Annotated in this window: 11 protein-coding genes, 1 tRNA gene and 1 pseudogene; 2 read left to right on the top strand and 11 right to left on the bottom strand. The window is 60.8% G+C overall.

From position 1 onward, the window contains the following. Positions 1-228 precede the first annotated feature (228 nt). Positions 229-573, top strand: a complete 345-nt coding sequence (locus AC2YI2_RS12285; protein ID WP_487386751.1) for a hypothetical protein — start codon at positions 229-231, stop codon at positions 571-573. Between the two features lie 98 nt (positions 574-671). Here the strand turns inward: AC2YI2_RS12285 and AC2YI2_RS12280 are convergent, their stop codons facing one another. From AC2YI2_RS12280 to AC2YI2_RS12250, 7 genes are all read right to left on the bottom strand, one after another. Next, positions 672-1,088 (bottom strand): endonuclease domain-containing protein, encoded by a 417-nt coding sequence (locus tag AC2YI2_RS12280; protein WP_487386750.1) that lies wholly within the window; start codon positions 1,086-1,088, stop codon positions 672-674. 328 nt (positions 1,089-1,416) lie between these two features. Then, positions 1,417-5,196: a vitamin B12-dependent ribonucleotide reductase gene (locus AC2YI2_RS12275; protein WP_487386749.1), complete on the bottom strand. Its 3,780-nt coding sequence runs from the start codon at positions 5,194-5,196 to the stop codon at positions 1,417-1,419. A 724-nt stretch (positions 5,197-5,920) separates the two neighbouring features. Further along, complete coding sequence (locus tag AC2YI2_RS12270) at positions 5,921-6,463, bottom strand: hypothetical protein (protein WP_487386856.1); 543 nt, start codon at positions 6,461-6,463, stop codon at positions 5,921-5,923. Between the two features lie 100 nt (positions 6,464-6,563). Then, complete coding sequence (locus AC2YI2_RS12265; RefSeq protein ID WP_487386748.1) at positions 6,564-8,471, bottom strand: methyl-accepting chemotaxis protein; 1,908 nt, start codon at positions 8,469-8,471, stop codon at positions 6,564-6,566. 197 nt (positions 8,472-8,668) lie between these two features. Further along, on the bottom strand, positions 8,669-9,166 hold the full coding sequence (gene gpt / locus AC2YI2_RS12260; RefSeq protein ID WP_487386747.1) for a xanthine phosphoribosyltransferase: 498 nt from the start codon (positions 9,164-9,166) through the stop codon (positions 8,669-8,671). 153 nt (positions 9,167-9,319) lie between these two features. Next, positions 9,320-10,150, bottom strand: a complete 831-nt coding sequence (locus tag AC2YI2_RS12255; RefSeq protein ID WP_487386746.1) for a universal stress protein — start codon at positions 10,148-10,150, stop codon at positions 9,320-9,322. A gap of 72 nt (positions 10,151-10,222) precedes the next feature. Continuing rightward, entirely contained in the window at positions 10,223-10,993 is a 771-nt protein-coding gene (locus AC2YI2_RS12250; protein WP_487386745.1) for a competence/damage-inducible protein A, read from the bottom strand. Between the two features lie 238 nt (positions 10,994-11,231). On the opposite strand from AC2YI2_RS12250, the pseudogene AC2YI2_RS12245 reads away from it, so the two are divergent. Beyond that, a pseudogene (locus AC2YI2_RS12245) lies at positions 11,232-11,418 on the top strand (adenylate cyclase); the annotation flags it as partial. Between the two features lie 43 nt (positions 11,419-11,461). Here the strand turns inward: AC2YI2_RS12245 and AC2YI2_RS12240 are convergent. From AC2YI2_RS12240 to AC2YI2_RS12225, 4 genes are all read right to left on the bottom strand, one after another. After that, positions 11,462-11,854, bottom strand: a complete 393-nt coding sequence (locus tag AC2YI2_RS12240; RefSeq protein WP_487386744.1) for a GFA family protein — start codon at positions 11,852-11,854, stop codon at positions 11,462-11,464. A 104-nt stretch (positions 11,855-11,958) separates the two neighbouring features. Then, positions 11,959-12,044: transfer RNA gene (locus tag AC2YI2_RS12235), tRNA-Leu, on the bottom strand. Between the two features lie 97 nt (positions 12,045-12,141). After that, positions 12,142-12,660 carry a GNAT family N-acetyltransferase gene (locus tag AC2YI2_RS12230; protein WP_487386743.1) on the bottom strand — a complete coding sequence of 173 codons (519 nt, stop codon included), beginning with the start codon at positions 12,658-12,660 and terminating at the stop codon, positions 12,142-12,144. 103 nt (positions 12,661-12,763) lie between these two features. After that, entirely contained in the window at positions 12,764-14,539 is a 1,776-nt protein-coding gene (locus AC2YI2_RS12225) for a methyl-accepting chemotaxis protein (protein ID WP_487386742.1), read from the bottom strand. Positions 14,540-14,631: the final 92 nt, after the last annotated feature.

Raw genomic sequence — 14,631 nt, 5'->3', positions numbered from 1 at the left:
TGCATAAGACCGCATGTTAGGCATTCCGAATTTGCACGGCTCTTTAAGAATAATTTTACCGGTCGTCTTTTCGTCTTTTTCATCCTCCGACACACACGTATCAGCTGTGTAAGAATTTTTTCGCACTTCCGGCCGTAACTCCCAACGGAGGAAGAGAACTTTTCAGCGGCCGTGGTCCGACGGCCGTCCCGCCACACCACTCCTCCATGCCAAACCAGGGAGTTACGCATGAAGAACAAGCTGCTTATCGCCGCGCTCGCCGCCACGATGACGATCGTCACCGCCGTCCAGGCGCCTGCCGAGACGAAAAAGAAGAAGATCATCAAGCCGGAGGAGCAGAGCGAGCAAAGCGCCAACAAGGAAGTGATGGACGAATTGATGCTCGGCGTCGCCACCGGCATCCTCGGCCAGGCGATGAAGAAGGGCAAAATGCCCAAGGGCGGCAAGGAAATTCTCAAGCACGGCCTAAAGGCGGTGAAGGACTCGGCCAAGAAGAGCAAGGATGGCGGGAAGAGGGATTCGGGGAAGAAGAAGGATCCGCTGAAGGCGCTGTTTGGGGCGGACGAGGAATAGGCGGTCGCCGCTTGGCCTCTCCCCTTGCGGGAGAGGATACGAAGGCCGGGTGAACGATAGTGAACCCTTGGCCGAAGTTGGTGAGGGGTTCACTCTCCTCACTCACCTCGATCTTTAAGCGCCACGAGAATGCTCCGGCATACAAAGTCCAGCCCTTTCTCGATCTCCTCGTTCCAGAACCGGATCACCTGGAGACCTTGAGCTCGAAAATATGCGTCCCTCTCCTCATCACGCCGGCTTTCGGCATGCTGGCTGCCATCCACCTCAATGACCAGCCGCGCCTCCACGCAGACGAAATCAAGAATGTAGCCATCCACAGGCACCTGTCGGCGAAACTTGTGACCTTCCATCTGCCGATTGCGAAGCTGCTGCCAGAGCATATTCTCAGCCTTGGTTGAGTCATTGCGCATGGCTCGGGCGAATGTGCGATGCGTATCGGACGGGGTTCGGTGGTGTTGCATGCGGGGAAATTTGCGCGAAATCAGCGCCGCTGCAACCGAAGTTTGCAGCAGCATGAACCCCTCACCAACTTCGGCCAAGGCTTCGCTACGCTCACCCGGCCTGCGTATCCTCTCCCGCAGGGGGAGAGGTAAACCCAGCCGCGCCGCCGCGCCTCAAGTGAGGCGGCAATCGTGGCACCCTACCTCTCCCCTTGCGGGAGAGGATAGTTCGTCCCCAACAGCCGAAGGCGATTGGCTGGACGAACTTGGTGAGGGGTTTAGCCCAGAAGAGGAAGCGCAGTCGACTTCAGGTCGACCGCGCCCCATCGCTATTTGCTATTCTTGTTAGGAGCTTGCGTTAGAGCCGAAGCAGCCACTTTTTTCAATCAGTTTTCTACAACTTTTACGAGCACCCGCTCGTAGCACCACACGTGTTGCACTTCTCACAAGTCCCATTCCGCACCATCGTAAAGTTCTGGCACTCCGAGCACATGTTCCCCGTATAGCCCTGTGCCAGCGCCTGGGCCCTGCGGTCGGCTGCAAGCGTCTTGGCATCCGCTTTGGCTGATGCCGCATCCGCTGCCGCCTTGTCCGAGAAGAGTTCGGTGTCGACGACGCCTTCGTCGATTTCGATTTCCTCGGCGAGTTCGGCCTGGCGCACCTCGTAGTCGCGGCGGAAGGCCGTGGCTTCGGAGGTTATGGGTTCGAGGTCGAGCTTGCGGGCAGCAGCGCCGAAGGAGACGACCGAGCCGCCGAAGGAGGAAGCGCGGGCGCCCTCACCGGCTGCGCCCTTGGCGTCATGCGCCGGGCCGTGATTGGAGACCAGCGTCGGCTTGTGGCCGCGCGTCCAGCCCGAGGAGAACGGGTTGGTCTTGCCTTCCTGGATACCCTTGCCGAGCGCGGTGTTGCCGAAGTCGGACGTGTCGACATGAGCAAGGTCGTGGCGGCTGAGATAGGAGACGGCGAGTTCGCGGAACACGTAGTCGAGGATCGAGGTGGCGTTCTTGATCGCGTCATTGCCCTGAACGATACCCGCAGGCTCGAACTTGGTGAAGGTGAAGGCTTCGACGAATTCCTCGAGCGGCACGCCATATTGCAGGCCGAGCGAGATGGCGATGGCGAAGTTGTTCATCATCGCGCGGAAGGCAGCGCCCTCCTTGTGCATGTCGATGAAGATCTCGCCGATGCGGCCGTCGCCGAACTCACCGGTGCGGAGATAGACCTTGTGGCCGCCGACGACGGCCTTCTGGGTATAGCCTTGGCGACGGTTCGGCAGCTTTTCACGCTCGCGGCTGACGCGTTCGATGATCCGCTCGACGATTTTCTCGGTCACCGTCACGGCCTGAGCCGCGGCCGGGGCAGCGATCAGATCCTCCATCGCATCTTCATCGGCTTCATCCTCGATCAGCGAGGCATTGAGCGGCTGGGAGAGCTTGGAGCCGTCGCGATAGAGCGCGTTGGCCTTGAGGCCGAGCTTCCAGGAGAGCATGTAGGCGTTCTTGCAATCCTCGACGGTGGCGTCGTTGGCCATGTTGATCGTCTTGGAGATCGCGCCCGAGATGAAGGGCTGGGCCGCCGCCATCATGCGGATATGGCTCTCGACCGAGAGATAGCGCTTGCCGATCTTGCCGCAGGGATTGGCGCAATCGAAGACCGGCAGGTGTTCCTTCTTCAGGAACGGCGCGCCTTCGAGCGTCATCGCACCGCAGACATGGATGTTGGCAGCCTCGATCTCCTTGCGGGTGAAGCCGAGATGGTCGAGCAGGTTGAAATCGATCGCGTTCATCTGCTCGGTGGTGACACCGAGCGAGCCGAGGAATTCGGCACCGAGCGTCCACTGGTTGAAGACGAACTTGATGTCGAAGGCCGACTTGAGCGCGGCATTGACCGCTTCGATCTTGTCATCCGGCAGACCCTTGGCCTTCAGCGAGCCGGGGTTGATGGACGGTGCCTGGTTGAGATTGCCATGACCGACGGCATAGGCCTCGATCTCGGAGATCTGGCTTTCGGAATAGCCGAGCGTGCGCAGCGATTCCGGCACCGCGCCATTGATGATCTTGAAATAGCCGCCGCCGGCAAGCTTCTTGAACTTCACCAGGGCGAAATCGGGCTCGATGCCGGTCGTATCGCAATCCATGACGAGGCCGATCGTGCCGGTGGGGGCAATGACCGAGACCTGGGCGTTACGGTAGCCGTGCTTTTCGCCGAGTTCGAGCGCCAGATCCCAGGCCGCGACGGCATGCGTGATCAGGTCCTGATCCGGGCAATGGTCGTGGATCAGCGCGACCGGGGTCACCGACAGCGCTTCGTAGCCAGACTTGGTGCCGAGTGCCGCGCGGCGATGGTTGCGGATGACGCGCAGCATGTTGTCGCGGTTCGGCTGATACATCGGGAACGTGCCGAGCTCGCCCGCCATTTCGGCAGAGGTCGCATAGCAGACACCGGTCATGATCGCCGTCAGCGCGCCGGCAATGGCACGGCCCGCGTCGGAGTCATAGGGAATGCCCGTGGACATCAGCAGGCCGCCGATATTGGCATAGCCGAGGCCGAGCGTGCGGTATTCATAGGAGAGTTCGGCAATCCGCTTGGACGGGAACTGCGCCATCATTACGGAGATTTCGAGCACGATCGTCCAGAGACGGACGGCGTGTTCATACTGGCCGATATTGATGCGCGCCGTCGCCGGATCCTTGAACTGCATGAGGTTCAGCGAGGCGAGATTGCAGGCGGTGTCGTCGAGGAACATATATTCCGAGCACGGATTGGAAGCGCGGATCGGGCCGGCCGCCGGGCTGGTGTGCCAGTCGTTCATCGTCGTGTTGAAATGCAGGCCCGGATCGGCCGACGCCCAGGCCGCGTAGGAGATCGACTCCCAGAGGTCGCGGGCCTTCAGCGTCTTGACGACCTTGCCATCCTTGCGGGCGGTCAGGTTCCAGACGTCGTCGCGTTCGACGGCGCGGAGGAAATCGTCCTTGATCGAGACTGAGTTGTTGGAATTCTGGCCGGACACCGTGAGATAGGCTTCGCTATCCCAGTCGGTGTCATAGGTCTGGAACTCCATGTCAGTATAGCCCTGGCGGGCGAACTGGATGACGCGGCTCACATAGTTCTCCGGCACGAGCGCGGCCTTCGCGGCCTTGATCTCACGCTTCAGCGCCGGGTTCAGCTTCGGATCAAAGCAATCGTCGTCAGAGCCTTCGCAATTGACGCAGGCCTTCATGATCGCCTTGAGATGCTTGGCGACGACCTTTGAGCCGGTGACAAGTGCCGCCACCTTCTGCTCTTCCTTGACCTTCCAGTTGATGTAGTTCTCGATATCCGGATGGTCGATATCGACCACGACCATCTTGGCCGCGCGACGGGTCGTGCCGCCGGACTTGATGGCGCCGGCCGCACGGTCACCGATCTTGAGAAAGCTCATCAGGCCGGACGAACGGCCACCGCCGGAGAGCTTTTCGCCTTCGCCGCGCAGATGCGAGAAATTGGAGCCGGTGCCGGAGCCGTATTTGAACAGGCGCGCCTCGCGCACCCAGAGGTCCATGATGCCACCCTCGTTGACGAGGTCATCCTCGACGGACTGGATGAAGCAGGCATGCGGCTGCGGATGCTCATAGGCCGACTTGGATTTCACCAGCTTGCCGGTGAAGGGGTCGACATAGAAATGGCCCTGGCCGGGGCCGTCGATGCCGTAAGCCCAATGCAGGCCGGTGTTGAACCATTGCGGCGAATTCGGCGCGACGCGCTGGGTGGCGAGCATGAAGGCGAGTTCGTCGCGGAACGCAGCCGCATCTTCCTCGGACGAAAAATAGCCGCCCTTCCAGCCCCAATAGGTCCAGGTGCCCGCAAGGCGATCGAAGACCTGGCGCGCGTCGGTTTCGGAGCCGTACTGCTCGTCCTTCGGCAGCTTGGCGAGCGCCTCCTTGTCGGCCTCGGAGCGCCACAGCCAGGACGGCACGTCGTTCTCTTCAACCTTCTTCAGGTGCTTCGGCACGCCGGCCTTGCGGAAATACTTCTGGGCGAGCACGTCGGACGCGACCTGGCTGAACTGCTCCGGTACCTGGATATCGGCCAGCCGGAAGACAACCGAGCCGTCGGGATTGCGGATCTCGCTGATCGCGGTCCGGAATGCTACGCTGTCGTACGCCGATTTTCCTGCTTCTGTGAACTTGCGTTCGATGCGCATCTCGTCAACCCCTAGCCTGATGTCGCGCCTGTTTCAGGCGCATGATTTCCCGTTCTGAAACGCGGGTGTAAGTCCGCGCCAGCTGCCTCGATATCGAGAGGAAGACTCACGTCTCCCACTCTGTATCTTGTGGCCAATGCTGAGCGCGAACACTAAATATAGTATTAACGAACCGCTAAGGCCAGTCCTAGTTTCATTGTCGCCGGAAAAAATTCCGCAGGATCACATTGCCGCCAAGGCAAAGCTTCGCCTCTGGCTGACACCCCTATTCGCCCGCAAATTTTCGATAATTGGACCGGGCCTCGTTACAATCCGATCCTGTCGCCGCCGCAACGAGGTCCATTAAGCGCGGACGACCCGATTCCGTCAAGGGCTGGTTCATGACGAAATTATTAACACCATATCTAGTATCAACAGCATGTGGAAAACCGGGACAAACCGCAACGTCCGGGAATGATTGGCGTTCCGGCCGATCAGCCGAACGGGCTTCCACAGCAAAGCAAAAAAATCGCGCTGAATTTATTTATTTTTTTAACATGCGGCGCCACGGACTTCATCTGGCGCGCTGTTTGTGACTCGTATGGCCGAATCGACTTGCTCGTCGATTCCTGCGCAATGCAATCGCTACATCTCGCATTGTCAGGCACAGAAATGACCGACGAGATCTGGGGGCTAGAAAGTTGTGGGTGGACGCGGTCGGGACCGCGCCCACCAGATCTGGTGGTCAGAGCTGGTCGAGGTTCACGCCGATGGTGATCGCGCCGATCGGCTTGCCCGCCTCATCAACAATGGTCATCGAGGCCTGGCTCTGCAGCATCTGGGTCGACTCATCCTTCTCGGCGGCATCGACGAAGAGTGCACCGGGACCAGCACCGAAGCTCTTGGTGAACTTGTCCTCGTCGCCCTGCCAGTAGTCGGATGTTACATCCGACTGACCGACATTGAGGCCCTTGGCGTCGGTCACGAAGACTTCGGTGATCGTGCCGCCGGACGCTTCCTGCTTGGCCTTCAGGAAGGTGGAGATTGGGTTGGCCAGCACGCCGTCGATCATCGGGTGGCTCTCGGCTTCGACCTCGGCACGCCACTTCTGGTCAAGCGCGTCGATCCCCGCCTGATCGAGTGCAGCATTGGCGGCGTTCTGTGCCTTGATGGCGTCGACAATCGCCGGGTCCGAAAGCCACGGCTTGACGTTGGAGTTGATGTATTCCGTCACTGGGGCCACATGCGCGTCCTCAGCGAAGACCGGCGAAGCGGCAAACAGCGACATCAGGGCGATTCCGCCCAGCAGGTATTTCCTCATGGCATGCTCCTTGTTGTTGGCTCCCCCAAGAGCCGATAGCCGCGCCGGATAGGCCGGCGCGTATCCCTTAGAATTCTTCCCAGTTCTGGGCTGCGGCGGCGGACTGCTGCGCTATCGGACGTGCCGGAGCGCGCATGACCGCGGGACGAGAATTTGATTCTACCACCGGTTTGCGCACGGGCTGTGACGACATTTGTGCCGCCATTGTCCGCAGGGCCGCTACGGGCGCTGCTCCCCCGAACCGGAAGCCACCGAGCGCCGCCTTCAACTGATTGCTCTGGCCCTGCAGTTCCTGGCAGGCGGCATTGGTCTCTTCCACCATGGCCGCATTCTGCTGCGTCGCCTGATCCATCTGGCGGATTGCATTGTTGACCTCGCTCAGCCCGAGCGACTGCTCCTTGGCCGACGAGACGATGGCGACAATGCTGTTATGGATTTCGTTGACCTGCGTCTCGATCGAGAGCAGCGATGTGCCCATGGAATTGACGAGCGACACGCCCGAACCGACTTCCTGGCCGGAATTGGATACGAGCTGTTTGATCTCCTTGGCCGCACTCGCCGAGCGCTGAGCCAGTTCACGCACTTCCTGGGCAACGACAGCAAAGCCTTTGCCAGCCTCGCCGGCTCGGGCAGCCTCGACACCAGCATTCAGGGCGAGAAGGTTGGTCTGGAAGGCGATCTCATCGATGACGCCGATGATCGTGCCAATCTTGGCGGACGAATTCTGGATGCGGTCCATGGCGTCGACCGCCTCACGGGCAATGCCGGCGGAGCTATGGGCATTTTCCTTGGTTGCGAGGACGAGCTTCGAAGCCAGGTCCGCCTTGTCGGCGGCAAGCGTGACCGTGCTGGTGATTTCTTCAAGTGCTGCAGCCGTCTCCTCGAGCGAGGCCGCCTGGATCTCGGTCCGTTTGGCAAGCTGATCGGAGGAACCTGCGAGGTCCAGCGCGCTGCCATCCAGCTCGTGGGCGGTTTCCGAAATGCCGGACAGCGTGTTGGCCACGGTTGCGACCATGATGTTGAAATCGTTGCGCAGCTTGTCGAATTCCGGGCCGATGCTGTCGAGCCGGGCCGAGAAGTCGCCGGCGGCCAGCCGCTCCAGCGCCGCGCCGAGCGCGGCCATCGCTTGAGCTTGAATTTCGGCGCCTTCGCGGCTCTGCTCGGCAAACCGCGCTCGCTCACCTTCGATCTGATCACGCTGTTCGAGTGCGATCCGCTCCTGCGCCGCTTTTTCCTTGATCGACGCAATCGACCCATCGAGCGCACGGGCGATCACACCCACCGCATCGCCACGATCGATCATGGGAACGGCATTGTCGAGGTCTCCTTGCTGCATGGCCGAAATGCGCCCGGCGAGCAACGCCAGGGGTCTGCCGGCGAAATGACGCATCGCGATCAAGAAGGCGGCAATCACCAGCGCGATGACCATTGCCTGCTTGCCCGCGAAGAGCAATGCGTTGTTGCGCGCAGCTTCGACGACGGGCGTCGAGGACCAGCTCGCCGCGACATAGCCGATCCGCTTGCCGGCCTTGTCGAGACCGAGCGGGGAGACCACGAGCATCTCGCCGGAGACGGATTTGTCGACGACCGGGGTTTCCGGCGCCTTCTCGATTATTGCCTGGGCGCGGCCGGCGAAGTCCTTCTTCGCGTCCGGCACAAAAGACCAACTATCCGCCTCTTCATTCTTGGCATTGACCGCGAGAAATGCGTTCAGGCCCAGTTCCGGCTTCTCGCGGTACATGGCATAGGCTTCCTGGATGACGGAAGCCTTCTTCCATTTTACTGCGCCCTCTGCGGTCGCTCCGAACTGTTGCGTTGCCTTCGTCCACTCGCTCTCTGCGCGAGTGAGGGAAGTGCTCAAATCCGCCGACCAGGAAAGCCAGGCCGTGATGGCAAGACCGCTGAGATTGGCCGTCACGATGACAGCAGCGACCTTCGCGGTCAGTGAAAGCTTGGAAACCAGTCCGGAAAGCATCTGTACCCCATGCAACTCGCGACCGCATCAGAACGATCCACGGGGAAGAATTGATCCTAGATATTAAGGGTGCATTAAATACACGCGTATCGCGCTCGCTTAGCGTCGTTTTTTGGAAAAGCCCCCAAAAAATAGCTACTATGAGAAGAATTCACGCTCGCTGATAATCTTTAAAGTTGCCGTCAAGGCTATGCCGTTCAGCCGCGAGGCTCCTTGGCGATCGGTTCCTGGTAGGTGAATCCCATATCCCAAGGAAAGTAGATCCAGGTATCCTGCGAGACCTCGGTGACGAACGTGTCGATCGTCGGCACGCCCTGCGGCTTGGCATAGACCGCGGCAAAATGCGCCTTGGGCAGCATCGCCCGAACCTGCAGCGCGGTCTTGCCGGTATCGGTAAGGTCGTCGACCACGAGGAGGCCCTCACCTCCCCCTTCAAGCATATCTGTCGAAATCCCCTTCAGGACCGCCATTTCACCCTGATTGAGGTAATCGTGATAGGAGGCGACGCAGACCGTCTCGATCACCCGGATATTGAGCTCTCGCGAAATGATCGCCGCGGGCACGAGCCCGCCGCGCGTGATGCACACCATGCCCTTGAAATTCCTGTTGAGGCCAGCGAGCCGCCAGGCGAGCGCACGCGCGTCACGGTGGAACTGGTCCCAGGAAACGGGAAAGGCTTTTTCGGGAAGTGACATGGCACGGCTCTCGATCGATAGGGATCGCTCTCAATAGGAGATCGCGGGGTGCCGCGTAAAGAGTTCTCGCGCCTGTCTTGCGAGTGATCCACGCAAAAACGATCGGGATGGGGGTCAGTCAACCCCGTTCGCGCAGTCTTTGGAGGTGTCGTGTCAGCGCGACATCAGCACCGGCACGGTCATCGACTCGAGCAGCACATGGGTCACGCCGCCGAAGATGCGCTCCATGATGCGCGAGGTGCCATAGGCGCCCATGATCAGCAGGTCGGCACCGAAATCGCTGCAACGGTTTTCGAGAACCGCCGAGATCTGCAATTTCTCCGACCCCTGGGCGCGGGTGGTGACCTTGAGTCCGTGCCGTGCGAGCGATGCGGCAATCTCTGCGCCCGCGAGGTCGGCAGGGCGATCATCGCTGTGGCGGGCATCGACGGTGAAGAGTTCGATCTCGGATGCTGCATGGAGCAGGCCAAGAGAATCGAAAGTCGCCCGGGCGACGCCGCGCGAGCCGTCCCAGGCGATCAGCACCCGCTTGAACTGCTTGAACTGCTTGTCGATCCACGGAATGAACAGGATCGGTCGCCCGCCTTCGAAGAGGATCGTATCGTGTTCGCTGACATGGCCCTGCTGCGGCTGCGAGGCGATGACGAGATCGGCTGCACGGGCACTGTCGATCAATCCAGCGCTGGCCGCACCCGACGACCCCTTGAACGGCCGCCATTCGCAGGAGACACTCGATCGCGCGACGCATTCGTCAAAGGCGGCCTTGATACGGGCGCTCTTTTCCGCCGCGGCATCGTAGAGACCGGCAATGACGGAGGAATCGGGAAGATCAAGCGGCGAAAGCACCGGTGGCGGATCGATCACCTCGCCGTGGAGCGCTATGATATGCGCCCCATGTTCGCCGGCGATCGCCTCGGCGGCCTCGAAGACCGGCCGGGTCGTCTCAGCCTGGGTGAGAATGATGGCGATGGTCTTCACGGGCATAGCTACCTCCATGTTCGATGAAGCAACACTATGACTATCATCGATTCACGCATTGACGTGAATCAACGTTGATCAGGCCGATCGAGTTGCACCGCTGCGACGCTCCGCCGTCTCCGCCACCATGGCTGCCACCGCAGCGGCAGCCGCATCCAGCGCGGCTTCAGACCGCGCGCGGACGACGAGCTCGGTTGAGTAGGTCTTGCCGTCGAATTTCGGATAAGAGCCGATCACTGTTGCCGGATGCGCCTTCTGAACGGCACCCAGTGCTGCACCGATCTCGCCTTCGCCGAAGGGGCAATGGACGGTGCGCGACAGCATCTTGGCGCCGGACCGAAGCGTCGGCAGCACATTGTCCAGCATCGCCTGGAAGATCGACGGCACGCCGGCCATCACATAGACGTTGCCGATATTGAAGCCAGGCGCGACCGAGACCGGGTTGTCGATATGCACCGAGCCGACAGGCATGCGCGCCATGCGCTGGCGGGCTTCGTTAAATTCCATTTCACGCTTCGCATACATCGCTGCCATCATCTTCATCGCCTTGTCGTCATGCGTGACGGGAACGCCGAAGGCCTTGCCGATCGCATCGGCGGTAATGTCATCATGGGTCGGGCCGATGCCGCCCGACGTGAAGACATAATCGTAGCGCTCCCGCAATGCGTTGAGCGCGGCGACGATCTCGTCCTCTTCGTCGGCAACGATGCGGACCTCCTTGAGGTCGATGCCGGACAGAGTCAGCATCTCGGCGAGATGGCCGATATTCTTGTCCTTGGTGCGTCCGGAGAGCAGTTCGTCGCCGATCGCCAGCATGGCGGCGGTGACGAGGGAGGCGTCGTTTGGCATGGGAGACCCCGTGAAGCGGCAAGTCGCCGAAGTTGGAACGCCTAACATAGGCGAGTCAAGCACAGGATCGCGTCGAAAGGAAAGATGCGTCGATCAGCCCCTTCGTCTTTCCACCACCAGGAGCACCGTCAGGAGGCAGCACATCCGCCCAAGTGTTACTGGCAGCCCAGGATGTCAGATAATCTGCATCGCTAGGCCGCTATGGGCGAGCCCGCGATGCCGCCGTCTAGACGTTGCGCGGGACGAAACCTGTCGAACGAGTTCGCATTGCTTTCTGGCGGCCGGCCACGCCCCCGTTGGGCCGGCTCGACGAGGCGCTCTCGGAGGTCGAACTGTTCCTCGTCGCCAACCCGCATTTCTTGACCCGTCACTGGGCGGAAATCGAGCCATTTCAGGACGATACGATGCGCGAGTATTTCGTTGAGGCTGTCCCAGGGCCGACCTTCCGGGCTGACCGCTCCGCGCAGGCTAGTCTTCGAACCGATCGCCGGTATTGCGGTCACCCTCGTAGCGCCGCTTGACCGGAAAGGGCGGCAGCCAGGACTCCCGCCGGACGGTCCAGAGCTCATAGGTCGGCACAAACTGGTCCGGCGAATCCAATGACCCGAGATTGACCTCGACCTCATCTCCACTCCGCGCGAAAACCGGCGACCCGCAGCGGCGGCAGAAATGCCGTCCGGCATAGTCGCCCGTCTCGCCTCTAATCGTCACCGCACCCTGAGGAAAAATCGCCGAGGCGTGAAACAGCGCGCCATGATGCTTGCGGCAATCGAGGCAATGGCAGATACCGACCCGATAGGGTCGCCCCGACGCCTCAAACCGGACATCGCCACATCGGCAGCCGCCTGCGAATCTGTCCATCCTCCGCCTCCTTCAAGATCGAACACCCGGATGGTCTACGACGAACCGTGCCGTCATTGCAAAATCGGTGGAGGCGGGCGAGGTTGGAACGGGCCGAGCAATGCTGGTGCGGACGACGGGAATCGAACCCGTACGATCAAGGATCGAGGGATTTTAAGTCCCTTGCGTCTACCAGTTCCGCCACGTCCGCTCTGTCGTCGGTATCGGGGAATAGCGGCCGCGCGTCAAGATTGGGCCCGGACAATATCGACGCGTCGTGCACCAAGCGTGCGAGCGGTGCTAGACGGTCATCGACGGCGCCAGGCGTCACGTTTCAGTTGGAGGTAGACACTGTCACACCAGTTGTCGCCGACCAGGATCGTGGCCTGTTCGCGACCTGTTTCAATGAAGCCGAGCTTGGCGAGCAGCCGGAGCGAAGCAGTGTTGTGAGGGTCGACATCGGCGAGCAGCGCGTCGAAAGCGAACCGGCCGAACGCGCGGTCAATGAGTGTCGACAGGCACTCGAAGCCGAAGCCCCTGCCCCACATGTCGGGATGGAAGATATAGCCGATCTCGGGAAGGCGCCAGAAGCCGGCTTTGCCGATCACCTGGCCTTGGTATTCGACGACGAAATCATCACTTTCCGTCTCCGGCGAGGCCATCATCGCCTTCAGCCATTCGCGGCTCTGATGCAGCGATGCATGCGGCGGCGTGGACCAGTAGCGCATCGCCTCCGGATTGGAGAGTACGATGTGCATCGGACCGAGGTCGCGCACCTCCGCGCGGCGCATCAGCAGACGCTCGGTTCTGACAATGTTGTCGTCCATGGCGGGCTCTCCACGCCTCGAGGCGTGGCAGGGTTATCGCGTCATCTAGAAGGAGACAAGGGCTTGGGGTTCGTGCCGATCGTTCGGCTGCCGGGCTTTCGTGTCAGAACTCCGACCAGCCCGGCTTCGTGTCATAGGCGTGAGCATGCGTTGCGAAATCGGCACGCACCACATTGGTAACCGCACGCGCCGGTGCCGCCGCTTGTCGGGTTCGAGCGGGAGCTCGGGAAGCCGGGGCACCGACGTCGAACTGCCGGAGTTGCTCCAGGAGCGAGGCGAGTTCGGAGGCGAGCGCGTGGCTGGCGGCGCTCGATTCCTCGACGATCGCCGCATTTTGCTGCGTGCCCTGGTCCATTTCATTGACAGCCGCGTTGATCTCGGCAAGGCCAGTGGCCTGCTCGCGTGCGGATTCTCCGATGGCGCGCACGTTGCCATCGATCGCCCCCACCTGGCCGACAATCTCGGAGAGCGCTGCGCCGGTTTCGTGAACCAGCGACACGCCAGCCTTGACCTGTTCTGAAGATGTGTGGATCAGCGCCTTGATCTCCTTGGCGGCCTTTGCCGAACGCTGGGCCAGCTCGCGGACCTCTTGTGCCACCACGGCAAAACCTTTGCCGGCCTCTCCGGCGCGCGCCGCCTCGACGCCAGCATTGAGCGCCAGCAGATTGGTCTGGAAGGCGATCTCGTCGATTACGCCGATGATGTTGGAAATCTCGTTCGAGGACTGCTCGATACGGCCCATGGCCTCGACGGCGTTGCTGACCACCACGCCGGATCGCTCGGCGGCCGTGCGTGTGGCCGCAACGAGCTTGCCGGCTTCAGAAGCGCTTCGCGCAGATTCCTGCACAGTTGTGTTGACTTCTTCCAGTGCTGCTGCCGTCTCCTCAACCGATGCCGCTTGACGTTCCAGCTTGCGGGCAAAATCGGATGAGCTTTCCTGCAACTGAGAAGCATTGGAGGAAATGCCCTCCGCACTGGCGTGGATTTCGCGAACGACCTGTGCCAGTTTCTCGACGGCGCGGTTGAAGTCGGTGCGGGTGCCTTCCATGCTGGCCGTGAAGGGCCGGCTGAGGTTGGCGGTCAGTTGGCCGTCGGCCAGCTTGCCGATCGCATCGCCCAGTTCACCGATGCAGGCCATGCGGGCGGTGACGTCGGTTGCGAACTTGATCACCTTATAGACTTCCCCACGGTCGTTGAGAATCGGGTTGTAGGCGGCCTGAATCCAGATGGTCTTGCCGCCCTTGCCGAAACGCACGAATTCGTCCGAGTGGAACTTTCCAGCGGCGAGCGAGGGCCAGAAATTGCGATATGCGTCCGTCTTCACGTAGGCAGGATCGCAGAACATGGAATGATGCCGGCCGCGGATCTCCTCGATCGAATAGCCAAGCGTCTTGAGAAAATTCTCGTTGGCTTCCAGGATCGTGCCGTCGGGGTTGAACGCAATCACGGCCTGCGAGCGCGAAATGGCGCTCAGCTTGCTGTCATCCTCCATCGACTTGAGCTTGGCTTCGGTGATGTCGGTCGCGATCTTGACGACCTTGACCACTTTGCCGCCGCGGATGCAGGGGTTGTAGGAAGCCTCGATCCAGATCTCCCGGCCGCCCTTGGCAAAACGCTTGTATTGGCGACGGTCGAAATGGCCGGCTTTCAATCTCGACCAGAACTCCGCATATTCGGCGCTTTTCGCATAGGTGGGATCGACGAACATCGCGTGATGTTTCCCCTTGATCTCGGCCAGCGAATACCCGATCGCAGCGCAGAAATTCGCGTTGGCGTCGAGGATGATACCGTCGGGCGTGAACTTGATCACAGCCTGAGAGCGTCCGATCGCGTCCATTTCGTCACGATATTCTCTACCGAACACAGAAGCCATGCGCATTCCAACCTCCAGCCGAACGACGGCACTTTCGACACGTCCAAACTGATCCAGGTATCGCTAATATAGTGTGAACAAGACCCCTCACAATTTAG

This window comes from Rhizobium sp. SRI_017, assembly GCF_057586295.1.
Note: the sequence above shows the minus strand (reverse complement) of the source record. Positions and strands in the feature narration are given on the sequence as shown.